This is a genomic window from Kitasatospora sp. UYEF31 (assembly GCF_057291755.1).
This window is the reverse complement of the sequence record NZ_JBXAWK010000029.1, coordinates 26,365-49,865: the sequence shown is the minus strand read 5'-3', so window position 1 is coordinate 49,865 and position 23,501 is coordinate 26,365. Positions and strand designations below refer to the sequence as shown.

The following is a 23,501-nucleotide window of genomic DNA, read 5'->3' as shown; positions in this document are numbered from 1 at the left end:
GACCGCATTGAGCGATTATGTGACTCCGGTTAGTTATGACTTTCCTCCCGGTTGGCCCACACTGCGAGAGGCCGAACGGGTGAGCGCCCGCCGCGATCAGGTGGAGCACCGGCGCGAGCCCCTCCGGCACTGCACCTTCCGAGGCAGACAACCGGCCCCGGTCCACACGCGTCGGCATACTGGCCGACTACACCGCCGAGGAGATCCGGTGACCGCTCCGTCTGACGGTCCGATATACGCAGCAACCTGACGCACCGGTGCCCGCTCAGTCCAATCGACGCGATCGTGTCCCTGGCCTCCGGCCGCGCCGCCATGCGGTGATCACCCACCAGCCGATCCGCCACGCGAGGACGTCCTGATCTCAATCACGCACGAGGTCGTTGGGACGTACGGCTTTTCGCGCACGCTAGAGGAGGCCGAGCAACTCCAGGTCGGCGACGCACTTGCCGATGAACTCCGGGGAGAGAGAAGGCATGTGACCACTGCCGACGCCGAGGCTCCCGACCGCCGCGGTGAACCGCGCGGCCGGTGCCGCGGAGCCCACTCTCGGCTCGCCCGGGCGGGCGTACGCCTGCATCAACGGCAGCAGCGACAGCCGCCGCTGGTGGTCGGGAAGGCCCCGCACCGCCGCCTCGAAGCGCATGTGCCACTCCCGATAGTCGTCGTACCGGGTGATCGGGTGCCCGGCGCGGATCAGCCAGTCCACAAACTCGTCCAGCGAGACGCCGTCGTCGTTCGCGTTGATCGAGTTGTACGTGACGTACCCGTCCGTACCGCGGGCACTGAGCGATGAGATCGCTTCGGCGCTGACACGTCCGCCGCCAGGACTTCGAGATGCTCTGCCGCGACCGCGTCGAACCAGTCGGTCCGGTCCCCCGACGCGGCGCGCACGCACTGGACCACCCGTTGCCTGGCTGCCGCGTCGTCGGCGGCCCGGGCGAGACAGATCAGCCGCCCGCCCGTCCCGGCGACGCGTTGGAGCCATTCGACCGCCAGGAACCGCCCGAGGTAGCCGGTCGCACCGGTGAGCAGGACGTTGTGGACCGAAGCGGCGCTGTCCGGGGTTTTCGCCGCCCGGGTCAGAAGGCGCTCGTCGAGGAACCGGTCGAGGGAAAGATCGCTCGCCCGCGCCTCGACCGCGTTGCGACCGTGCACCGAGGCGAACGTGGCACGGGGTGCGTCCGTCCCGCGCGCCGCGCCGAGGTGGTCCGCGATGCGGGCCAGCGTCGAGGTGGGACTGAGGATGACCTGGACCGGGACCTCAATGTCGAAGACCTGCTCGAGAACCGTCGAGAAGGTGTGCGCCGACAGGGAGTCACCGCCCAGATCGGTGAAGCCGGCCTCAGGACGAACCAGCGACGAGGGATAGCCCAGGGTGATCTGGACCGCGGTGAGGACCGCATCCAGCGGTGCGACGTCCCGGCCCCCGGCCCGTAGCGCCGCGAACTGGCCGGCACGGCCGGTCGCGATGTCCGCGTACAGCTGCTCCAGCCGAGCGCCGTAGTGCTCCTTGAGGGCGGGACGCAGATGCTTGCCGACGCCCGAAAGCAGCCCGTTCCCGATCGTGAACGGCTGCCGTTCGATGACCGCGTCGTGCGGGATCTCGTACGGGTAAAGGCCCGCTCCGTGGGCGAGTTCCCGCATCGAGTCAAGGACGGCCGCCCGTATCGCGGCATCGTCGGCCTGCCCCAGGTGCTGCCGGTCGGGGACCACCACCGCCAGCAGGAAAGCCTGTTCGCTGCTGCCGTAGACATAGATCTGCGCGATGTACGGGCTGGTCGAGTACAACGCCTCCAGCCGGGACACGGCGACGAACTCCCCCTGGGAGAGCTTCACGACATTGTTGATCCGGTCGACGTAGACCAGGCGGTCGGGCGCGGTCTCGGCGAACACGTCGCCCGTACGGTAGTAGCCGTCCGTGTCGAAGGTGCGTGCGCTGACTTCGGGCTGCTTGTAGTACCCGGGGACCAGCCCGACCGATTTCAGTCGCAACTCGCCCCGGGGGTACGGCTTGTCGGTCGCGAAGTAGCCGAGTTCCGGAACGTCGACCAGCCGGTAGTCGATCACCGGCGGACGGCGCACCTGCTGGTCGACGACAACGGCCCGGGCCGTCTCCGTCGACCCGTAGCAGTCGATGATTTTTGTGCCGAGGACCGACGTCATGAACGTGTGCATCACCATGGACAAGGGCGCGCTGCCGCACAGGGCGCTGATGATCCGGCCGCCGAGCATGCAGTCACGGACATGCTCGCGCGCGGCCGCTTCGGCATCCGGTCGATCGGGGCCGGCCCGGGTGACCCGGTCGACTTCGAGCAGGTACCGCTGGTACACCATGTCGCAGATCCTCGGCACCAGGCTCAGCACCGTCGGACGTGACAGACGGATGTCGTCGAACAGTGTCGACATGTCGCTACGGGCGGCGAAGAAGTCGATGCAGCCGCAGGCGAGCCCGGAGACCAGCCAGGAACGGCCGTTGACGTGGCTCATGGGCATGTAGTGCAGGACGATCGTCGGCACCGGCGTGCCGCAGCCCGCAGCACTGGCCATGCCGCCGCAGGCGTTCTGCCACATTCTCGTGATCATGGATGCGGTGTAGATCGCGCCCTTGGGTGTGCCGGTGCTCCCTGAGGTGTAGATCAGGCCGGCCAACCGGTCCGGATCGCCGTCGTCACAAGGTTCCACGACGGGCAGCTTGCCGCCGCGGCGCAGCTCGTCCTGCAACGGCGCCACCGCGGCCCGCCCGCCCAGCTTGTCGACGGCACCCTGCAGGGCCTCCCGGTGGTCGTCCACGCGCGGGTCGTAGTCGAAGACGACCAAGCGCTCGATGGAGTCTGACGCCAGGACGGTGTCGACCGCGGCATCGATCGAACCGATGTCGACGACGATCCGCTCGGCCCGCCGTGCCAGCGCCGGCCGATCCGCGTATCCGTTCATGGCGGCCGCGATGGTGCCGATGAGGCTGCCGTCCGAGCGCCGGACGGCGTCGGCGACGCCCGGCGACGGAGCCGCTCGGGCGAATTCGGGATCGTTCGCGTGCAGTGCCGCGGCCAGGGACGGGAAGTCGTGCCGCACCTGATGCTCAGACATGAGTGCTCCGGTTGTGAGGAGTCCGATGAACCGATGCCTCCAGAACAGGCCCCAGGGCCTGGTCCGGTGGGCAACCCGGAACAGGCCTTGATTTTCAGTGGCCTTTTAGTCCGGCGTGCCCACGGGCAGCCGTCGCGTGCCGAGGCCGACGGCCAGCGCCATCAGCAGGTAGATCACGACGGCCGCGAGCGCCGGTGCGGACCGGCACATTGACCAGGAAGATGCTCCGCCATCCCACCGCTGCGACCAGGGCGCCCCCGAGAATGGGACCGAACGCGACCGGGCTTCCGCCGGCCATCGCCCAGACGGAGACGGCCTTGGCACGGTCGGCCGGGTCCTTGTAGGTGTCCATGAGCATCACCAGGGTGGCGGGCGTGAGCAGTACCCCCCCGAGCCCCTGTGCCGCCCGCGCGACGACGAGCGCGGCACCGTCGGGAGCGAGACCGCACAGCACGGACGTCACCCCGAACACGGCGACGCCGAGGCGGAACATCGGCACCGCGCCGAACCGTCCGACCATCGCGGCTCCGGCCAGCACCAGGCTGGCGAGGACGATCACATAGGCGTCGACGACGAGTTGCATCGTCGGCAGGCTCGCATGGAGGCTGGCGCGGATCGCCGGGATCGCGACGTTGACGATGCTGATGTCGATGACGATCATCCCGGTCGCCAGGCTTGCTGCCACCAGAACGCGGCGGGGTCTCAGGGGCGGATTGTCCACGTCCGTTGTGTCGTTGTCGAGGCTGGTCGGGTTGGCCATGTGTTTGCCATTTCGCGTGAGGCGGTGTATTCGTGCCGACCACTGCCGCGAAATCCTAGCCTTGACGAAACCCGCGGCGTCAACCAGGAGACGTACTCGACCGGTCTGAATGCGCCGCATTAGTCCGATTCCAGGGTCAGGTCTAGAAGTTCCCCTCCTTCCCTGCGGAGGCAGTCATTCCGTACTGTCGAAGCGTTGAGGACAGCGAGAGGAGGCAGCGTGGGAGTAAGAAGACCAGATTCACTAATTCCTTTCCCGGAGCGGAGCCGGGGGATTCTCCAGCGCCCGTCGTCCATGCCGTTCCATCGCTATGCGCGGAACGAACCGGCACCTACTGCCGGCTGGTTGCGTCGGTGGCCGGGCCAGGCGTTCGATCATGCTCCGGTGTGGGCCTCGGTCGATCTCAGGGACGGAAATCAAGCCCTGGCCGAGCCCATGGACCCGCGCCGGAAGAAGCGGATGTTCGAGTTGCTTGTCGCGACGGGTTTCAAGGACATTGAAATCGGATATCCGGCGGCAAGCGCCAACGATTTCGATTTCGTTCAGGAACTGGTCCTCAAGGACGGAATTCCGGACGACGTGCTGGTTTCGGTTTTCACGCCTACCCGTCCCGAACTCATTGAGCGGACCTTCGAGTCGATTCGCGCAGTCGAACGCGCAACTGTGCATTTGTGCCACGCGACAGCGTGCCTGTGGCGCGATGTCGTATTCGGCATGTCGCGGGACGAGGTCCGGCGCATGGCCGTCGAGGGCGCGCAGCACATGGTGCGGCTGGCGGAGCGGGCGACCGGGACGGACATCCGGTTCGAGTACTCGCCGGAGACCTTCAACCTGACCGAGCCTGAGTTCGTGCTGGAGATCGCGAACCTGGTCACGGAGATCGTCGGCGCCACACCCGACCGGCCGCTGGTGCTGAACCTCCCGACCACTGTGGAGACCCACTCGCCCAATGTGTTCGCCGACCAGGTGGAGTGGATGCACCGCAACCTCGACCGGCGCGAGTCGATCATCCTGTCGGTGCACCCGCACAACGACCGGGGCACCGCCGTCGCGTCGGCCGAGCTGGCGCTGATGGCCGGGGCCGACCGGGTCGAGGGCACGCTGTTCGGCAACGGCGAACGCACCGGGAACGTCTGCCTGGTGACGCTCGCGCTCAACCTGTTCAGCCAGGGCGTCGACCCGAAGTTGGAGATCTCCGACATCGACAACGTCCGGGAGATCGTCGAGGACTGCAACCGCCTGCCGGCGCACCCCCGGCACCCCTACGTCGGAGACCTGGTGTACACGGCCTTCTCCGGCACCCACCAGGACGCCATCGCCTATGTGCTGAAGGGCGGTTGGGGGATCGACCTGCCGGCGGAACTGCGCCGGGACTTCGCGACCGTGGTCCAGAACGCCGCCGACAGGCTGGGGCGTGAACTGGAACCGACCGAGATCTGGCGGCTGCTCCAGGAGACCTACTGCCTCGACGACTCGATCGCGTCGCCGTCCGGCGCCGACGAGTACGAGGTCGTCGGGGCGCGTAGGCGATGTGCGCGTAGGCGGACGCCGAGCTGAGCCGGACGACCGGATCCCCGGCCTCCTGCCACGTCGTGCACACGGCGTCCAGAACTGCGGACTTGCCGAACCCGGTGGGCCCGACCACCGCCACCGCGCCGGCCTGCCGCAGCTCTCCGCAGACCTGGTCCACCAGCGGGCGGCGGGCGGTCATCGCAGCGCCGCTACCCAGGCCTCGACCTCGTCCGCGCCGCGCGGCAGGCCCGACGACAGGCATTCCACGCCGTCGGCCGTGATGAGGAAGTCGTCCTCGATCCGGACGCCGATGCCGCGCAGTTCCTCGGGGACCGTCAGATCGTCGGGCTGGAAGTACAGACCGGGTTCGACGGTGAGGACGTGGCCGACCTCCAGCACACCGTCCAGGTAGGTCTGCCTGCGGGCGCTCGCGCAGTCGTGGCAGTCCAGGCCCAGCATGTGGCCCGAGCCGCAGATCGTGTACCGGCCGTACAGGGTGGAATCGGGAGCGAGGGCCGCCTTGCCGCCGGGCTGTAGGCCCCAGGCATCGAGACCCTCGGCGATGACACTCATCGCGGCGTCGTGGAAGTCGCCGAACCGAGCACCGGGACGCAGTGCGGCGATACCCGCCGACTGGGCGGCGAAGACCAGGTCGTAGACCCGGCGCTGAACGTCGGTGAAGCGTCCGTTGACCGGCAGCGTCCGGGTGATGTCACCGGTGTAGAAGGAGTCGGCTTCGACACCCGCGTCCAGCAGCAGCAGGTCCCCGTCCCGTACGGGGCCGTCGTTGCGCATCCAGTGCAGGACGCACGCGTGCGCGCCGGCCGCCGCGATGGTCTCGAAGCCCAGGCCGTAACCGTCCAGCCTGGCCCGCCGGTTGAAGGTGCCCTCGATCCAGCGCTCGCCTCGTGCGAGGTCCGTGGCGTGGCGCAACTCACCGACGACGTCGTGGAACCCGGCGACCGTGGACCCCACGGCTGCGTGCAGCTGCTCGATCTCCCACTCGTCCTTGACCAGCCGCAACTCCGATAGGAAGGTGCGCAGTTCGGCCTCGGCCTCGCGGGCCGGCGGCACCAGCGAATCGACGAGCGCATCCTCGCCGCGCAGCACCCGGGCCGGGATGTTCCGGCCGAGGGCCCGTGTCAGGTCGTCGCGTACGGCGACCTCGACGTCGAAGGCGTCGGCGGTCTCCGAAAGCGTCCGGCGCCGCCCGACCCAGAACTCGCCGTGCTGCCGGTCGCGGTAGAGCTCAGCGCTGTTCGGCCCGCCGTCGCGCGGCGACCTGGGCCGGGTGAACAGGGTGACCAAGTGCCCCGTCCCGGTCGGTTCGAAGACGAGGACGCTGTCGGGGACCGCCTGCGTCCCCTGCTCGGCGGTGAGATGGATGAACGCGGAGTGTGGTCTGAACGTGTAGTCGAAGTCGTTGCTCCGGGCCTTGATTCCGCCTGACGGGATGACAATCCGCTCACCGGGGAACCGCTCGGACACCGCCGCGCGCCGCTTGGCCGCGTTTGCAGCCCCGGGCACAGGGGGCAGCTTCAGGTTCGTATCCGCCCACCCCTGCCGGAAGGACTCGGCCAACGCGGCCGACACCTCGCGATCGTGGCTCCCGACACCATGCAAACCGCTTTGCCGCTCCACCGCATGCCTCCGGTCGTCGTGGTCCGCTCGCAAGGAAAGTACCATTTCACATATGACATTTCTATGACTTGAGCGTGGCCATCGACGGCCGGGCAGTCGAAGGAAGTTGTACGGGCGACCGACCGGGTGCGCCACCCCGGACACGGCGCAATCAGCGGCTCCGCACGGTTGGCGCACCCGGGCCAACTGCGCGCCCGGCTTCGCCGAGGAACTTCGGGGTTGGACGAGGCACTGGAGATACTCGATCCGGTATGGAGACTCCGCACGGGATCAACGGCAAGTCCCCTTCAGGGGAACGGCGGAGGTCGCCTCTCGGAAGGTCAGACAGGCGGCCGTGAACCCCCGGCCAGTTCCCATGACTTGCCATCTCTGGCCTCGGCGGCCAGGGTCGACAGTCGACGTTCCCCTTGATGGTCCATCAGCTGGCTAGCGGCTTCGAGGATGATCCATTCCGGGTGATCCGGGCTCATGTGATCGAGGACAGCGAGGATCAAGTCCCTTGCGTCCGCCTCGGAAAGCTCAATCAGGCGACAGCGTCCGCAGGCGCAGGGGCTGTTGAGCTCCAGGGGGATCAGGAGGTGGAGCGTTCCGCACGCGCCAAAGACCTCGATCTTGTCTTCGTTCACGGTTTCGCCCCCGACAGCATGGCTTTCCCCTGCTCTAGCCATGGGCCTGGCTCCGCTGGCTCCGCAGGCTCCGCTGGCTCCGCTGGCTCCGCTGGCTCCGCTGGCTCCGCTGGCTCCGCTGGCTCCGCAGGCTCCGCAGGCTCCGCGCGTTCACTACGGACACCCGCGCGGACAGTCGCTCGGCGTCGTTTGCGGGGCGTAGATCTTCGGTCAGGCACTCCCATTCCTGTCCACCGCCGGGAGGCCGTAGCCAGACCTTGAACCCCTCGGTGTCCATGACTTCCCCGACCCGCTCCGAGTCCCTATCGACCATGAACGAGCCAACAGAAGGCGGCGGGTCAGTGCCGACAGGTGCTCGGTGTCGTGTCGTCATGACATCCACGCTAGGGACGATGGAAGCTCGGCCTCCATAAACTTGCATGGGCTTGCGCATGATTCACCTGAGTGCGTCGGTAGCCGACGTGATGAGCGATCGCGCCGCACCGCCGTATACCGCCAGCTCTGCCAACTCGGTGAACGTCTGTGCATACATCGCCACTTCGCGAGGCTGCTTGATGGTGAGGTAGCCGGATACAAGCTCGACGTTGACCTGCGCCTGGTCGTAGATCCAAAAACCCTCGACCGGCCAGCGCGCACGGTCCGGGCGCATTGGCACAACGCCCAGGCTGAGAGCAGGCAACGCGCTGACGGCGACCAGGTGGGAGAGCTGTCCGGCCATGACGTCACGGCTCCCAATTCCGCAGCGCAACACCGACTCCTCAACCAGGAACGCAAACCTACGGTCGCCCCGGTACAGCAGACGTTGCCGTTCCTGCCGGGCGGTTACCGCGTCCTCGACGTCGTCAACGAGTCCCCGACGCTGCTGGATTGCTTTCAGCGCTGCCGTTGTGTAGGCCCGGGTCTGGATCATCCCTGGGATCAGCCAGGACGAGTACGAGCGAAACCGGTGCGTCCGCTCGTACAGCGGTAGCCGTACTTCCTGGGCCTTTCGTAGTCCGGCCCGCTCCATCCGCTGCCACTCGATAAACGTTCCCTCGACAGCACGCAACGACTCGACCAGGTCAGCCGTCTGATCCTCCGCATTGCAAGCGCGACACCATGCCCGGATGTCGTCGGCTGACGGTGGGGTCTTGGCATTCGCAATGCGTGACGACTTGGATTCGTGCCAGCCGCAGACGCGTGCCAGCTCACGCCCTGTCATCCCGGCATCCCGCCGGATCTCTTCCAAACGGTCGGCGAGTACCTGCCGGGCCTGCTGAACGCTTGACGATGCTGCTATAGCCACGAGAGTTGAGTATCAGACCGGCCGGTACTCCGCAAAAGAAGGAAGGTCAGGCCGGGTAGCGGCCTGACCTGGGGTTCAGCTTGGAGCGGGCGACGAGAATCGAACTCGCGTTATAAGCTTGGGAAGCTCACGTTCTACCATTAAACTACGCCCGCGACAACCACCCCGTCGGGGTGCTCTGCTTCTCTCACCCTACCTGATGCCCCGGCGCGAGTGCAGCCACCTTTCGCCGCGAGTCCCGAGGGTGTGATCGAGGGCTTTGGCAGCCCTCGTTTGGGTCCTTGCCCACCACTGCGACTACCCTCACTATGTGTTGCTTTCGGACAGAGACATCCGCGCGGAGATCGACGCCGGCAGGGTGCAAATCGACCCATACGACCCGGCCATGGTGCAGCCGTCGAGCATCGATGTACGGCTGGACCGCTACTTCCGGGTCTTCGAGAACCATCGATACCCCTTCATCGACCCCGCAGAAGAGCAGCCGGACCTCACCCGGCTGGTCGAGCCGGCGCAGGACGAGCCGTTCATCCTGCACCCCGGTGAGTTCGCCCTCGCTTCCACCTACGAGGTCGTCACTCTGCCCGAGGACATGGCCTCGCGCCTTGAGGGCAAGTCCAGCCTGGGCCGGCTCGGGCTGCTGACCCACTCCACGGCCGGCTTCATCGACCCGGGTTTCTCCGGGCACGTGACGCTTGAGCTGTCGAACGTGGCGACGCTGCCGATCAAGCTGTGGCCGGGCATGAAGATCGGGCAGCTGTGCCTGTTCCGGCTCAGCTCCGCTGCTGAGAACCCGTACGGCTCCGCGCTGTACGGCTCGCGCTACCAGGGCCAGCGCGGCCCGACTGCTTCGCGTTCGTTCCAGAATTTCCACCGCTCCAAGATCTGACCTCGCGGTCCCCGGCCTGCGCCGGTCCACCTCCACAACAGACAAGAAAGCAACACAAAACAATGAGCGACGAGCGCGAGACCCTGTCCTGGGAGCTATTCGGCACGGCTACCCGTGAGCTGGCCCAGATGGTCGCGGACGACGGCTACGACCCGGACATCATCTTGTCGATCGCCCGTGGCGGTGTGTTCGCGGCGGGGACGTTGGCCTACGCGCTCGACGTGAAGAACCTGCACTTGGTAAACGTCGAGTTCTACACCGGCGTCGGGACCACGCTGGAGATGCCGGTCATGCTCCCGCCGGTCCCGCACGCGGTGGACTTCACCAACAAGAAGGTCCTCATCGCCGACGACGTCGCCGACACGGGCAAGACGTTGAAGCTGATCCACGACTTCTGCGCCGACCACGTGGCCGAGGTCCGCAGCGCGGTCATCTACGAGAAGCCGCAGTCGTCGGTCAAGTGCGAGTACGTCTGGAAGCACACCGACCAGTGGATCAACTTCCCGTGGTCGGACAAGCCGGTTCTGATCACCCGGGAGAACCAGGTGCTGGACGTCTGAGCCGGAAGCGCCGCAGTAGGCACCGCAACAAGCAGCAGGCAGGGCGAAGCGCCCGTCACCGCGTGGGGATGGTCCACGGTGACAGGCGCTTTCGGCTGTACGGGCAGGGGTCCGACGGCTCACCTCATTCCGGTGTCAGGGATGGGGATCTGCGGGAGGTTCACTGCCGACCCCAGGACGGGTGTGCGGCGGTTTGCTCCCCGAGGGCGGTTGCAGCGCCCGCACGAGGGCCCCGAGCAGGTCCACCGCTTCCGGCAGTCGGCGGTCGACGGGATGCGGCGGCACAGCCCATCGCGTGTGTGAACTGGGGGCGGTGCCGGACGGCGGAGCCGACACGAAGTGGCCTTCGCCGTGGTGGTGGACGTCCAGATGCGCGGTGTCGTTGTGGTCGAGGGTGTACCAGTAGACGGTCCTGGCCCCGGGCTGCACGAGGAACAGCAGCCGCCCGGACGGCAGATGGACGACGGGCCCGAGGTGGGCGCCGATCATCTCCAGTTCCTGCAAGGCCGCGTAGCCGGCGGCGACCGGGGCGTCGATGACGTCGAATTCGAGGCCGGTGGCCAGGAGTACGTTGTAAGGCTGGCTGCTCCACCAGGCCCGGACGACCTCCGGGGACCTGGTCGGCTGGTAGAGGCCCGGCTGGTCCAGGGGGTGGCAGCCGGGGGTGGGGCACCGGTCGCTCCCGCACGAGCAGTTACCGCAGGCGTCCGGATATGCCCCGGGGAGCACGGGCCAGCCCCGGTCGGTGGTGTAGAAGAGGGCGGCGGCCTGGAGGGCCGCGCGGGTGTGCTGCCGCACAAGCATGTCCGGTTTCCTTCAAGCGCGGGTCCGGTGTCCCGGCCGACCGTGGAGCGGCCGGCCCGGGGATTCCGATTGACCGTGTGCAGGGGTAGGTGTCCTGGATACGAGTACAGCCCGGTGCGGTTGCGGTTCGGAAGATCCGTATCCCGGCGCTAACGGATCGCTTGTGGACCGGCTGGTCCAGTCGTGGTCCGCTTCCGTGCTTTTTACCGACCCGGCCGGAATTCCGGCGGGAAACCCAGAACAGGCCCTAGGCGCCCAGCGGCAGCTTGAGCACCAGGAGCAGGGCGAGCAGCTGGACGGACACGCAGCCGAGCGCCTTCGGCCACGGCAGGTCGTGTGTCCGCTCCATCAGTGCGGTCAGCAGCCAGCCGGTGAGTGCGAACGAGGCCAGGCCGACGCCGACGACGATGGCGTTGTCGTCCGGCACGAACAGTGCGGCGATGAGACGCGGCACCTCCACGATCCAGATCAGCACCATGGCCAGGGTGATGTACGGCTGGGCCGGACCGTCGCCGCCGAACTGCAAAGCGAGCATGTGCGACACCCAGCCGAGCAGCGCGCAGAACGCCGGGACCAGCACCACCGTGATGCCGATCGCCGGCACGCTGGAGCCGAGGGTGGCGTTGAGGATCTCGTGCCGGGTGGTGTCGTTGGCGAACAGCGCCAGCACACCACCGAGCATCGACAGGATCAGGGCGGGCCACCAGTAGGTGTGGTCCCGGATCCGGTCCATGGTGCTGAGCGGCCGGGTCGTCAGCGACGTGAGCAGGTCCTGCCAGCGCAGTTTCCGGCTGTACGTGGGCACCTGGTGCGGCTGGTCCGGGTAGCTGCCGGGGCGGTCCTGCCGACCCGCTGACGGGTCCGCGGGGGGCGTCACCGGGGAGAAACCCTCGGGAACCTGGCCGTACACGTAGATGCTGGTCTCGTCGGGCAGCGAAAGCGGACCACCCGGGAAGGCACCGGGCGGCGGCGGAGGCGGCGGCTGCCCTTGTCCGTACGGCGGCTGCTGCGGCGGGTAGCCGCCACCGCCACGCGGGTCCTGCCCGTAGGGCTGCTGGCCGTTGTAAGGATTTTGAGCGTTACCGGTCACATTTAGAAGGTACTCGTCCTAAGCCTCCTCCCGCTCTCCCCCGCAGGGTCCGAAAACACGACCGCCGATGGGTCCTGAGACGGACCCACCGGCGTTCGGTTGCTACGGGTTCTCCCGTACGGGAATGCTATTTCGGCTCGGCGGGCTCTTCAGCCTTCGCCGCGACCGGTTCCCCGGCCCCGGCGGGGGCGCCGACCGGCTCGGGGACCTTGACCGACTGCAGCAGCAGCTGCGCCACGTCGACGACCTGCACCGATTCGCGGGCCTGGCCGTCCTGCTTCTTGGCGTTGATCGAGTCGGTGAACATCACCAGGCAGAACGGGCAAGCGGTGGACACGTAGTCCGGGTTCAACGAGAGCGCCTCGTCCATGCGCTCGTTGTTGATCCGCTTGCCGATCCGCTCCTCCACCCACATGCGCGCACCGCCGGCGCCGCAGCAGAAGCCACGCTCCTTGTGGCGGTGCATCTCCTCCTGTCGGGCCCCCGGGACGGCGGACAGGATCTCGCGCGGCGGCGTGTAGATCTTGTTGTGCCGGCCCAGGTAGCACGGGTCGTGGTAGGTGATCAGACCGTCGACCGGGGTGACCGGCAGGAGCTTGCCCTCGTCGATCAGGTGCTGCAGCAACTGGGTGTGGTGCACGACCTCGAACTTGCCGCCGAGCTGCGGGTACTCGTTGGAGATGGTGTTGAAGCAGTGCGGGCAGGTGGTGACGATCCGCTTCTTCGGACCGGCCAGCATGGCTGCCAGCGCCTCTTCGTCGTCCGGGTCGCCTTCGAGCGCCAGCTTCAGCGTCTCGACGTTCTGCTGGCCGAGCATCTGGAACAGCGCCTCGTTGCCGAGGCGGCGGGCGGAGTCACCGGAGCAGGACTCGTCCTTGCCGAGGATCGCGTACTTGACCCCGGCGATGTGCAGCAGCTCCGCGAAGGCCTTGGTGGTCTTCTTCGGGCCGTCGGCCAGGGCACCGGCGCAGCCGACCCAGAAGAGGTACTCGACCTCGGTCGGGTCGATGTCCTCACCCATGACCGGCACCACGATGCCGGTGGACTTCTTCAGTTCCTTGACCCAGTCGAGGCGGGCCTTGGTGGCCATGCCCCACGGGTTGCCCTTGTTCTCCAGGCCCTTGAGCATCGACGCGGCCTCGGACGGGAACGCCGACTCGATCAGCACCTGGTAACGGCGCATGTCGACGATGTGGTCGACGTGCTCGATGTCCACCGGGCACTGCTCGACGCACGCGCCGCAGGTCGTGCAGGACCACAGCACGTCCGGGTCGATGACGCCGTTCTCCTCGGCGGTGCCGATGAGCGGGCGCTCGGCCTCGGCGATCGCGGAGGCGGGCACCTTGGCCAGCTGCTCGGGGGTGGCCTTCTCGTTGCCGTCCTCGTCCTTGCCGCCGCCGGCGAGGAGGTACGGGGCCTTGGCGAAGGCGTGGTCGCGGAGCGACATGATCAGCAGCTTCGGGGACAGCGGCTTGCCGGTGTTCCACGCGGGGCACTGCGACTGGCAGCGACCGCACTCGGTGCAGGTCGCGAAGTCGAGCAGGCCCTTCCAGGAGAACTCCTCGACCTTGCTGACGCCGAAGACCGCGTCGTCGGCCGGGTCCTCGAAGTCGATGAGCTTGCCGCCGGACGACATCGGCTGGAGCGCGCCGAGGGCGACCGAGCCGTCCGCGTTGCGCTTGAAGTAGATGTTGAAGAACGCGGTGAACCGGTGCCAGGCCACACCCATCGAGGGGTTGAGCGCGATCGTGATCATCCAGCCGAAGGAGAACAAGATCTTCAGCATCGCGACCAGGTAGACCAGGTTCTCCAGCGTGCCGGTCGACAGGTTGTCGAACGCACGCGCGAGCGGGTAGCTCACCCAGTAGGAGGCCTCGTACGAGTTCACGTTCGCGAGTGCGCCCTCAAGCGCGCGCAGCGTCATGATGCAGGCGCCGACCGCGAAGACGATGAACTCGACGAAGTACGCCTGCCAGAAGGTCGACCCGGCGAACCTGGACTTGCGGCCGGCCCGGCGCGGGTGGTTGAGCTGGCGGATGACGATCAGCGCGACGATGCCCAGGAGCGTGGTCAGGCCCAGGAACTCGACGAACGCGTTCCAGACCGCCCAGTGGCCGATGACCGGCAGTGCCCACTCGGGGTCGAAGAGCTGGCCGAAGGCGTTGACGAGGGTCAGCACCAGGCCGCCGAAGCCGACCATCACGAACCAGTGGACGAAGCCGACGAAGCCCCACTGGAGCATCCGGGTGTGGAGGCCGACCTCCATCAGCATGTTCTTCAGCCGTAGGCCCACCGGGCCGTTCCGGCCGAGGACGGGCTGGCCGAGTTTGACGTACGACAGGATGAAGCCGATGGCGCGCGCGAACAGCGCGACGCCGACCACGCTGACGACCAGCGAGATCACAATGGCGGTTAGCTGCATCGGGTGCTACTCCTCCGGTGGGTCGTCCCTTCCGGGGCGCGGTTCGGCCGACAGCGTATGGCCGTGCGGGTGTGATACCCGCTGGTAACTTACCCGCTGAACGGATGATCTGTGTCATGAGGGTCGCGTCCAATGGCCGGGTTGTGCCCGACCTGTCGGCGCTTGCCGGTCCTGGGTATCCGCTCGCGTGTTCCCCGTCGAGAGGTGCCTGTACCCTATCTGACGGTCAGTCAGATCAAATGTCCGGGCTTGGCCCGCCGTCAAACCGCAGCATTCTGCGAATAGGGCGGCGTTGGTGGTGACATCGGGGAAGGGCACCGTCGGCGTGAGTCTGCCCAGGGCTTCGCGGATGACCGGTTCCACGGCGCGTCCGCGCCACGAGGTCCAGCCGCGTTCGATCGCGGCGGCGACCTTCTCGCAAAGTAGTCGCCGGGCGGTCGAGTCCGGGAGCCGAGGAGCACGTCCGGCCTGGGGTGTTGACCGTCAAACTGTGCGGAAACGGAACAGGTGGGACGCCGACGGTCACAAGAGCGTTGCGGATCATGCGGGTGCGGAGGTTCACCGGCGGACCGGCGCTATAACCTCAGCCGCATGAGTTACCCGCCTCCACCCCAGCAGCCGCCGAACCCGCCGTCCGGAGGCGGGCCGTACGGAAACCAACCGCCTCAGGGTTACGGGCCCCCGCAAGGCCACGGAGCCCCCCAGGGCTACGGACCTCCCCAGGGCTACGGCCCCCCGCAGGGCCATGGGCAGCCGGCTTACGGGCAGCCCCAGCAGCAGCCTTATCCGCCGCAGCAGTTCCCCGCGTACGGGCAACCCCCGCAGCAGCCGCGTCGCCCGAAGTGGGTCGCGCCGCTGGCTGCCGTCATCGCGCTCGCGGTGATCGGCGGCGGGGCGTTCTTCCTCTACGACAAGAAGGACAAGGACGACACGAAGCCCGCGGCCAAGTCCTCGCAGGTCGCACCGTCGCTTCCGGGTGCCGCCAGTCCACAGGCCCCGGGGTCGACGGTGCCGAAGCCGACCGGGTCGGGCGCGGCCGGCGACGACCCCAAGGCGTTCTCCACCAAGGACCCGAACGCGTCCGAGAGTGTCACCGACACCGCGGTGGGCGACCCGCTGAAGTTCACGCTGGACGAGTTCTACAAGGACAAAGGCACCCTGAACATCAAGGGCGCCAAGTATCAGTTCCTCGCCTCCGACGACACGGCGAAGGCCGACTGCTCCAAGGTCGCCGTCGGACCGGCTAAGGACCTGCTGCTGCTCAACCAGTGCATCGGCGTCCTGCGCGGCGTCTATACGGACGAAGCGAAGAAGTACGTGGTCACCGCGTCGCTGGTGTCCGTCCCCACCAAGGCGGATGCGAACAAGCTCAAGGAAGCGCTCAGCAAGCTGGACGCCAAGCAGCCGATGATCCAGTTCCTGAAGCCTCCGGCGGGCGGTGTCACGGTCAAGGACGACGCGACGCACGTCTCGCTGGTCGTGGCCACCGGGCACTACGTGATACTGACGGAGATCACCGGCAACAACGGCGCTTCACTCAGCAACCAGGCCGAAGCGCTGGCCAAGGTCGTCCAGGACGTCAACTTCCGGCTGGTCGACGTGATCGTCTCGGGGCTCTGGAAGGGGTAACCCGTACGCTGACCGGCTTTTCGGCCCGGTGCACCCTGAGCTGCGAAGCCTCAGGACGCACCGGGCCGACGGTTCTCCGAGGTGTTTTTCACGGCTTGGACACAAGCGGCACCAGCTGGGGGTGCAGGTCACCGTGCGTCGCAGGTGGTACGCGCCGGATCTGTCAAGGTGTCAGATCTTATCGGTGATCAGCGTGATCGCCTTGGAGAGAGCCTCGGGCTGCCAGCCCTTCACTGTCTCGATGTTCTGACCTTCCACGAAGATGCTCCCCCGTACGTCGACGTCGAGGTAGTAGACGCCCTTGCGGAAGCCGACCCGGTTGGTGGCGAAGTAGGCCTCGTCGGCACCCAGTGCCGTGCCGAGGTCCTTGAAGTCGGGGGCCACCCGCTTCGCCGAGGACATCGGGCCCTCGATCCACTTCTTGAGCTGCTCCGGCGTGTCGACGTCGCGGATGTGGACGGAGATCTTCACCGGCGAGTAGGCCTTCCGGCTGGTCTCCACCGTGATGTCGCAGGTGGTGCTGCGCAGCGCCGGGCCGCGGTCCTTGTAGTAGCCCGCGGCCTCAGCGGTTCCGTACACCTGCATTCCGGAGGTGCCCGGGATCATCTGCTTCACGTCGTCCAAGGTCAGGAAGGCACAGGCGTCCGGCCAGGTCTTCATGTCCGTCGGCTTGGCGTCGAACTTGCCGCCGCTCATGGGGGCGGGCGGCGCGTCCGGCGTCTGTGGTGCGGACTGCGCGGAGACGGTCGGCTTGACGCTCGGCACCTTGCCCGGGGCGAAGGTGGGCACCGTCTTCTGTGTGGGTGCGCCGGCACCCGGGCCCTGCGAGGCCGAGACGCTCGCGGCCGGCTTCTTGTCGTCGTTCTTGTTCACGAGGATCGTGGCGAACGCGGTGGTGGCCGCGCCGACGAGCACAACGGCGGCCCAGCCGCCGATCTTCTTCAGGTTCCGGCCGCGCGGCGGGGGCTGCTGCGGCGGGTACATGCCCGGCGGTGGGCCGTAGCCGGGCGGGCCGTACGGCTGCTGGTACTGCGGCGGCCCCTGCGGGGGCGGCGGATAGTGCCCGGGCGGCGGCGGATAGGCGGAACCGCTTCCCTGCGGACCGCCTCCCTGCGCGCCGTTCCCGTAGGAACCGCTTCCGTACGGACCGGAGTTGTCATTGCCCGGACCGGAGTTGTCATTGCCCGGACCGTTGTACTGACCGCTCATCGTGGTGTCGCTCCCCGTGTGGATTGGTGGTTGCCCGGTCAGCTGCTCATCTTGTAACTGAGCAGCCACACGATGGCGGGGCCGGACCGCTTCAGCCAGGTGTCGTCGCGGGCGGCCTGGCCGGTGGAGTCCTTGATGTCGGCGTTCATGGTCACCGACAGGTAGTAGCCGCCCTTGAGCAGGTACAGCTTTCCGCCGAGCGACGAGGTGCGGTAGGCGGAGTCGACGTACAGCTTGTTGTCAAGGTCCTCGAAGCCGTTGTTGATGTTCGCCAAGTCCTTCTGGTTCTTGCCCTTGTCGTTCAAGAACGCCTGCTTGACCTGCGCCGGGTCGCCGATGGCCTCGATGGAGACGGTGAGTTTGGCGGGGTTCTGCGCGCGTTCCAGGTCGGGCAGGACCAGTTGGATCGCGCATGAGGTGTTCCGGTAGTTCTTGCCCTTCGTGCCCTCACGCTGCAGGATCCGGGCGTCCGGGATCGCGTTGGCCAGTTCTTCGTCGTAGATGGCGTCCTTGCACATGTCCGGCCAGGTGTTCATCTCGCCGGTGGCGTTGAACTTCGGGCCCTTCACGTACGGCGCGTCGCCGGTCGGGTAGGTGTAGCCCGCGGCCTGCGGGATGCCCCCGTCGTGCGTCTGGGCGGCCGACTGGTCGCCCTTCTTGTCGTCATCACCCTTGACCACGTCCACGATCTTCGCGGCGAGGATGGTGGACAGGACACCGCCGACCACGACGCCGACCCAGCCGAGGATCGGCTTGAGCTTGCTGCGGCGCGGGGGCTCCGGCGGCGGAGCGGAGTGGCCGGGGTGGTACATCGGCGGGGGCTGGTGCCCGTACTGCGGCTGTCCGTAGCCCTGTCCGTACTGCGGCGGCTGCTGGTGGGGCTGCTGTCCGCCGTACGGGTAGCCACCCTGGTTTCCGCTCATCGATCCTGCCCCTGGTTAGCGTGTGGAGAAGTTCCTGCTGATGCGGCGTCAGCGGCCATGAGGCCGGTGGGCCCGGTCGCTGACGCAGCGATGGTACGGGTAACCCTCTACATCCGTGCCGCGAGTTGGCTCACGATTGTCGGGCCGATCTTCTTGGCGAAGTTGCCCTGGGGCTGCCGGTCGCCGATGGTGCCTTCGAGGCCGGAGGAGAAGTACGTCTGCATCCGGTAGTTGCCCTTGACGAAGTACAGGTACTGGCCGTCGCGGAAGGCGTCGTCGACACCGGGGATCTGGGTGCCGAGGTCCTCGAACTCGCCGGCGATCGGGTTGCGTTGGCGAATCCGCTTGGTGTCCGTGTAGTAGCCCTTGGCGGCCGTGGGTGATTCGTCGACAGCCTCGAGTGCGAGGGTGATCGAGGCGAAGGTGGGGTACTTGGCGTCATTCGGGTCCGGCATGTCCAGGGTGATCCGGCACTCGTTGCCGGTGACGATGCCGTACTTGTACTTGTTGACGTATCCGTCATGCGGCTTACGCTCCTTGATCTTCCCGCCGGGGATGAGCGCGAGGATCTGCTGGTCTGTGAGCGCATCGCACATCTTCGGCCAGGTGGTGCCGTCGTTGGTGGCGGTGTACTTGGCGCCGGCGTCGGCGGGTGCGCCCTGCGGGATGACCAGCGGCTGCGGAGCGGCGGGGGCTTTGCTCTGCTGCCCGCCGCCACCGCCGGAGGCCGACGATTTGGGCGGGATCGAGAAGTTGGGGATTTTGCCCGGGTCTGCCCCGGCAGCCGGTCGCGTCTTTGTCGCCTTGTCGTCGTCCTTGGTGAAGAACATGTAGCCGCCGAAGCCGAGGACGGCGACCACAACGAGGACCAGGCCGATGATGAAGCCGTTGTTCCCGTGGCGCGTCGGCTGCGGCCCGCCGTACTGCGGGGTGCCGTACGGCAGCTGCTGGCCGTACCCGGGCTGGCTGTTGTAAGGCTGCTGCTGGCCGTACTGGCCCGGCGGCGGACCGGGCTGCTGGCCGTACTGGCCCGGCGGCGGACCGGGCTGCTGGCCGTACTGGCCCGGCTGCTGCCCGTATCCGTCCGGCGGCGGCGGCTGTTGCTGCCAGCTCACAGTTTCTGGCCGATGATCATGACGAGCGTGGGCCCCCACTGCTTGGTGGCGGTGCTGCTCTTCAGGCTCTCGCCGTTGCTGTCCACCAGCTGTGCGCTGAAGGTCACCCAGACGTTCAAGCCGTTCTTCACGATCTGAATCGTCCTGTTGTCGCGGAACGCGTCGTCGGTGCCCAGCTTGGTGCCGAGGTCGTCGTACTGGTCCGGGTAGTTCGCTGAGGCCTTGGCGCTGTTCTGCTTGTCGCGCGCCAAGCTCGTCTTGGCCGCGTCGGTGGGCTTGTAGCCCAGCGAGGTGATGTTCAGCTTGATCGGGTAGTCGTAGCTGGCCTGGTTCGGCACATCGATTTCGATGTCGCACTCGTTGTTGTTCTGGTGCTTGGTCATGATGTTCGTGATCCGGCCCAGGAAGCTCTTGCGATTGCGGATCTTGGCGTCGGGGATGTTGGCGATGATCTCCTCGTCGGTGAGGAGCTTGCACGCCTCAGGCCAGGTCGCCTTGTCCGCCGTGATCCTCCCGGTGAACTTCTCGCCGGTGGCCGCCGGCGGTGTCGCGGGGATCTTCAGGTCGTTCGTGAGGGTCTGCTTCTGCGGCCCGTCGGTCTTCTGGGTCGGCTTGTCGCCGGGCCGCTGGCCGGGGGCGTCCGTGGCGTCCAGGGGTGCCGGGGGCGGCGGGATGGCGGGCCCCGTGCTGGCCGGCCCCTTCGCGGCGTCGTCCACCGGGTCGTCGAAGCCGAGCAGGGCCACCAGCACCGACGCGACGACGGCGGCGGCCACCACCGCGATCCAGGTGAACATCGTCTTCCTGTTGTGCGGCTGCTGAGGCGGAGCGCCGTAAGGGCCGGGCGCCTGCGGGTTGTTCGCGCTGTACTGCTGGTAGTGCCCGTAATGGCTCTGCTCGGGGAACGGGTAGGCACCCGACGGCGGCCCCTGCGGCGGTGGCGGCGGGTAGAGGCTTCCACCCTGCGGCGCGTCCTGGGGCGGCGGCGGGTAGCCGGCTGAACCGGACGGCGGTCCGGGTGGCATCGGCGGCGTAGGCGGACTGTTCTGGCCATCGCTCACTGGCGGGACCCCCTCGTGGTTGCGCTGGGCAGGGCAGCCTGGCAGGAAGCCCTGGGCATGGCAGTGGGACGACATGCTGCCATGTGGGTGCACGCACTGCCGCTCGCACGGCCCGTCTTGTGTCGACATTCACCCGACTGTTACGCCATGCGGGCATGTGGATGGTCGCCGGCCGCTGTGCGGAACGTCCCGACTGCTGGTTCTCCGTACTCTCTGACCTGCGCTGAATCAGCAAAGTTGAGTCGGGAATACTCAAGCTTGTTGACGGTGTTGGACCAGACGTGCATGCTTGAGCAGGCACCACTCAACTTCTTCAGGAGGAACCGAACCATGGCACGTGCGGTCGGTATCGACCTCGGTACGACGAACTCTGTCGTCAGCGTTCTCGAGGGCGGCGAAGCAACCGTCATCACTAACGCGGAGGGGTCCCGGACCACGCCGTCTGTGGTCGCCTTCGCCAAGAACGGTGAAGTCCTCGTCGGCGAGGTCGCCAAGCGTCAGGCGGTCACCAACGTTGACCGCACCATCCGCTCCGTCAAGCGCCACATGGGCACTGACTGGGCGATCCAGATCGACGACAAGAAGTACACCCCGCAGGAGATCAGCGCCCGCATCCTGCAGAAGCTGAAGCGCGACGCCGAGGCCTACCTGGGCGAGCCGGTCGCGGACGCGGTCATCACCGTCCCGGCGTACTTCAACGACGCCGAGCGCCAGGCCACCAAGGAGGCCGGTGAGATCGCGGGCCTCAACGTCCTGCGCATCGTCAACGAGCCCACCGCGGCCGCGCTCGCGTACGGCCTGGACAAGGGCGACGAGCAGACGATCCTCGTCTTCGACCTCGGTGGCGGCACGTTCGACGTGTCGCTCCTGGAGATCGGCGACGGCGTGGTCGAGGTCAAGTCCACCAACGGTGACAACCACCTCGGCGGCGACGACTGGGACCAGAAGGTCGTCGACCACCTCGTCCGGCAGTTCCAGAACGCCCACGGCGTGGACCTGTCCAAGGACAAGATGGCGCTGCAGCGGCTCCGTGAGTCTGCGGAGAAGGCGAAGATCGAGCTGTCCTCGTCCGCCGAGACCTCGATCAACCTCCCGTACATCACGGCGTCGGCCGACGGCCCGCTGCACCTGGACGAGAAGCTCACCCGCTCGCAGTTCCAGCAGCTCACCCAGGACCTGCTCGACCGCGTCAAGGTGCCGTTCCACAGCGTCATCAAGGACGCCGGGATCCCCCTCGCCGACATCCACCACGTGGTCCTCGTCGGCGGCTCCACCCGGATGCCGGCCGTGAGCCAGCTCGTCCGCGAGCTGACCGGCGGCCGTGAGCCCAACAAGGGCGTCAACCCGGACGAGGTCGTGGCCATCGGCGCCGCGCTGCAGGCCGGTGTGCTCAAGGGTGAGGTCAAGGACGTCCTGCTGCTCGACGTCACCCCGCTGTCGCTTGGTATCGAAACCAAGGGCGGCATCATGACCAAGCTGATCGAGCGCAACACCACGATCCCGACGAAGCGCTCGGAGATCTTCACCACGGCGGACGACAACCAGCCGTCGGTGCAGATCCAGGTGTTCCAGGGTGAGCGCGAGATCGCCGCGTACAACAAGAAGCTCGGCATGTTCGAGCTGACCGGCCTCCCGCCGGCCCCGCGTGGCGTCCCGCAGGTCGAGGTCACCTTCGACATCGACGCCAACGGCATCGTCCACGTGTCCGCCAAGGACCTGGGCACCGGCACCGTGCAGTCGATGACGATCACCGGCGGCTCCAGCCTGGGCAAGGACGACATCGAGCGCATGATGCGCGAAGCCGAGGCGCACGCCGAGGAGGACAAGGCCCGCCGCGAGCAGGCCGAGATCCGCAACCAGGCCGAGCAACTCGTCTACACGACCGAGAAGTTCCTGGCCGACAACGGCGACAAGGTCCCCGGCGACGTCAAGACCGAGGTCGAGACTGAGATCGTGGAGCTGAAGGAAGCCCTCAAGGGCGAGGACGTCGAGAAGATCAAGGCGGCGTCCGAGAAGGTCGCGACCACCAGTCAGAAGCTGGGTTCGGCGATGTACGCCAACGCGCAGCCGGGTGACGCCGCGGCCGGTGCCGCCGGTGACGCGCCGTCCGACAAGGACGACGACGTCGTCGACGCCGAGATCGTGGACGAGGACAAGAAGGACGGTGCGGTGTGACCGAGGGGAAGCACGACTCCCCCGAGGACATCGAGCCGGTGATCCGCGACAAACGGCGGATCGACCCGGAGACGGGCGAGGTGCGCCAGGCCTCCGCCGAGCAGGAGACTGAGCCGACCGAGAATCCGGTCGAGAGCTCTTCCGTGGACGCCGCCGCGGAGGAGATCGAGCAGCTCAAGGAGCAGGTGACCGAGCGTACGGGTGACCTGCAGCGTCTCCAGGCGGAGTTCCAGAACTACCGCAAGCGCGTCGAGCGGGACCGCAGCGTGGCCGCTGAAATGGCCACGGTGAAGGTCCTCAACGAGCTGCTTCCCGTCCTGGACGACATCGGCCGGGCCCGCGACCACAGCGAGCTCACGGGCGGGTTCAAGTCGGTCGGCGAGTCACTCGAGACGATCGTCGCCAAGATGGGCCTGCAGACGTTCGGCAAGAAGGGCGAGCCCTTCGACCCGATGGTGCACGAGGCGCTGCTGCACTCGTACACCGAGGACGTCACCGAGCCCACGTGTGTGGAGATCCTCCAGCCGGGTTACACGGTCCACGACAGGGTTATCCGCCCCGCGCGGGTCGCCGTGGCCGAACCGGCCGAGTCGGGCGCGGACGCAGTCCCGACCGACTCCGACTGACGTCGGCTGAGGTCAGCTGACTGAGTCGTACGACTGCGCCGGTCCCGGCGGCCCTTGACGGGCTGCCGGGACCGGCGCGGTCGGCACTGAGAC

The 23,501-nt window shown here is 67.3% G+C and carries 19 protein-coding genes and 1 tRNA gene; 6 read left to right on the top strand and 14 right to left on the bottom strand.

Annotated features, from left to right (window positions below; genetic code table 11):
• Nucleotides 1–406: 406 nt before the first annotated feature.
• The 3 genes from AC0Z36_RS16410 to AC0Z36_RS16400 all read right to left on the bottom strand — a co-directional run bounded on the left by AC0Z36_RS16410 (nucleotide 407) and on the right by AC0Z36_RS16400 (nucleotide 3,847).
• Nucleotides 407–706 carry a hypothetical protein gene (locus AC0Z36_RS16410; RefSeq protein WP_485463628.1) on the bottom strand — a complete coding sequence of 100 codons (300 nt, stop codon included), beginning with the start codon at nucleotides 704–706 and terminating at the stop codon, nucleotides 407–409.
• Entirely contained in the window at nucleotides 694–3,087 is a 2,394-nt protein-coding gene (locus AC0Z36_RS16405) for an AMP-binding protein (protein WP_485463627.1), read from the bottom strand. The genes AC0Z36_RS16410 and AC0Z36_RS16405 overlap by 13 nt, the downstream gene beginning before the upstream one ends.
• A gap of 94 nt (nucleotides 3,088–3,181) precedes the next feature.
• Nucleotides 3,182–3,847: an MFS transporter gene (locus AC0Z36_RS16400; protein WP_485463626.1), complete on the bottom strand. Its 666-nt coding sequence runs from the start codon at nucleotides 3,845–3,847 to the stop codon at nucleotides 3,182–3,184.
• A gap of 294 nt (nucleotides 3,848–4,141) precedes the next feature.
• Here AC0Z36_RS16400 and AC0Z36_RS16395 point away from each other — a divergent pair, with 294 nt between their 5' ends.
• Entirely contained in the window at nucleotides 4,142–5,404 is a 1,263-nt protein-coding gene (locus AC0Z36_RS16395) for a 2-isopropylmalate synthase (RefSeq protein ID WP_485463625.1), read from the top strand.
• 150 nt (nucleotides 5,405–5,554) lie between these two features.
• Here AC0Z36_RS16395 and AC0Z36_RS16390 read toward each other — a convergent pair whose 3' ends face one another.
• From AC0Z36_RS16390 to AC0Z36_RS16375, 4 genes are all read right to left on the bottom strand, one after another.
• Nucleotides 5,555–7,045, bottom strand: coding sequence for an aminopeptidase P family protein (locus tag AC0Z36_RS16390; protein ID WP_485463624.1), 1,491 nt, complete (start codon nucleotides 7,043–7,045; stop codon nucleotides 5,555–5,557).
• A gap of 275 nt (nucleotides 7,046–7,320) precedes the next feature.
• Nucleotides 7,321–7,626, bottom strand: coding sequence for a hypothetical protein (locus AC0Z36_RS16385; RefSeq protein ID WP_485463623.1), 306 nt, complete (start codon nucleotides 7,624–7,626; stop codon nucleotides 7,321–7,323).
• A 436-nt stretch (nucleotides 7,627–8,062) separates the two neighbouring features.
• Nucleotides 8,063–8,911, bottom strand: a complete 849-nt coding sequence (locus AC0Z36_RS16380) for a helix-turn-helix domain-containing protein (RefSeq protein ID WP_485463622.1) — start codon at nucleotides 8,909–8,911, stop codon at nucleotides 8,063–8,065.
• 81 nt (nucleotides 8,912–8,992) lie between these two features.
• Nucleotides 8,993–9,066: transfer RNA gene (locus tag AC0Z36_RS16375), tRNA-Gly, on the bottom strand.
• A 155-nt stretch (nucleotides 9,067–9,221) separates the two neighbouring features.
• Between AC0Z36_RS16375 and dcd the strand changes: the two genes are divergently transcribed.
• Nucleotides 9,222–9,797, top strand: a complete 576-nt coding sequence (dcd, locus tag AC0Z36_RS16370; RefSeq protein ID WP_485463621.1) for a dCTP deaminase — start codon at nucleotides 9,222–9,224, stop codon at nucleotides 9,795–9,797.
• 62 nt (nucleotides 9,798–9,859) lie between these two features.
• Nucleotides 9,860–10,357 carry a phosphoribosyltransferase gene (locus tag AC0Z36_RS16365; protein WP_485463620.1) on the top strand — a complete coding sequence of 166 codons (498 nt, stop codon included), beginning with the start codon at nucleotides 9,860–9,862 and terminating at the stop codon, nucleotides 10,355–10,357.
• A gap of 135 nt (nucleotides 10,358–10,492) precedes the next feature.
• Here AC0Z36_RS16365 and AC0Z36_RS16360 read toward each other — a convergent pair whose 3' ends face one another.
• From AC0Z36_RS16360 to AC0Z36_RS16350, 3 genes are all read right to left on the bottom strand, one after another.
• The gene (locus tag AC0Z36_RS16360; RefSeq protein WP_485463619.1) at nucleotides 10,493–11,161 is read right to left on the bottom strand and encodes a bifunctional DNA primase/polymerase; all 669 of its coding nucleotides are present in this window, start codon (nucleotides 11,159–11,161) and stop codon (nucleotides 10,493–10,495) included.
• Nucleotides 11,162–11,408: 247 nt separating this feature from the next.
• The gene (locus AC0Z36_RS16355; RefSeq protein ID WP_485463618.1) at nucleotides 11,409–12,251 is read right to left on the bottom strand and encodes a Yip1 family protein; all 843 of its coding nucleotides are present in this window, start codon (nucleotides 12,249–12,251) and stop codon (nucleotides 11,409–11,411) included.
• Nucleotides 12,252–12,378: 127 nt separating this feature from the next.
• On the bottom strand, nucleotides 12,379–14,673 hold the full coding sequence (locus AC0Z36_RS16350; protein ID WP_485463617.1) for a (Fe-S)-binding protein: 2,295 nt from the start codon (nucleotides 14,671–14,673) through the stop codon (nucleotides 12,379–12,381).
• A gap of 591 nt (nucleotides 14,674–15,264) precedes the next feature.
• Between AC0Z36_RS16350 and AC0Z36_RS16345 the strand changes: the two genes are divergently transcribed.
• Entirely contained in the window at nucleotides 15,265–16,302 is a 1,038-nt protein-coding gene (locus AC0Z36_RS16345; protein ID WP_485463616.1) for a hypothetical protein, read from the top strand.
• A 171-nt stretch (nucleotides 16,303–16,473) separates the two neighbouring features.
• Here the strand turns inward: AC0Z36_RS16345 and AC0Z36_RS16340 are convergent, their stop codons facing one another.
• The 4 genes from AC0Z36_RS16340 to AC0Z36_RS16325 all read right to left on the bottom strand — a co-directional run bounded on the left by AC0Z36_RS16340 (nucleotide 16,474) and on the right by AC0Z36_RS16325 (nucleotide 20,607).
• A complete protein-coding gene (locus AC0Z36_RS16340; protein WP_485463615.1) occupies nucleotides 16,474–17,511 on the bottom strand; it encodes a hypothetical protein in 1,038 nt (345 codons plus the stop codon).
• A 38-nt stretch (nucleotides 17,512–17,549) separates the two neighbouring features.
• Nucleotides 17,550–18,434: a hypothetical protein gene (locus tag AC0Z36_RS16335; RefSeq protein ID WP_485463614.1), complete on the bottom strand. Its 885-nt coding sequence runs from the start codon at nucleotides 18,432–18,434 to the stop codon at nucleotides 17,550–17,552.
• Nucleotides 18,435–18,541: 107 nt separating this feature from the next.
• Nucleotides 18,542–19,549 carry a hypothetical protein gene (locus tag AC0Z36_RS16330; protein ID WP_485463613.1) on the bottom strand — a complete coding sequence of 336 codons (1,008 nt, stop codon included), beginning with the start codon at nucleotides 19,547–19,549 and terminating at the stop codon, nucleotides 18,542–18,544.
• The gene (locus tag AC0Z36_RS16325; protein ID WP_485463612.1) at nucleotides 19,546–20,607 is read right to left on the bottom strand and encodes a hypothetical protein; all 1,062 of its coding nucleotides are present in this window, start codon (nucleotides 20,605–20,607) and stop codon (nucleotides 19,546–19,548) included. Before AC0Z36_RS16325 ends, AC0Z36_RS16330 begins: the two co-directional genes overlap by 4 nt.
• Before the next feature lie 330 nt (nucleotides 20,608–20,937).
• Between AC0Z36_RS16325 and dnaK the strand changes: the two genes are divergently transcribed.
• Both dnaK and grpE read left to right on the top strand, forming a co-directional pair.
• A complete protein-coding gene (gene dnaK, locus AC0Z36_RS16320) occupies nucleotides 20,938–22,782 on the top strand; it encodes a molecular chaperone DnaK (protein ID WP_485463611.1) in 1,845 nt (614 codons plus the stop codon).
• Nucleotides 22,783–22,823: 41 nt separating this feature from the next.
• A complete protein-coding gene (gene grpE / locus AC0Z36_RS16315; protein WP_485463652.1) occupies nucleotides 22,824–23,408 on the top strand; it encodes a nucleotide exchange factor GrpE in 585 nt (194 codons plus the stop codon).
• Nucleotides 23,409–23,501 lie beyond the last annotated feature (93 nt).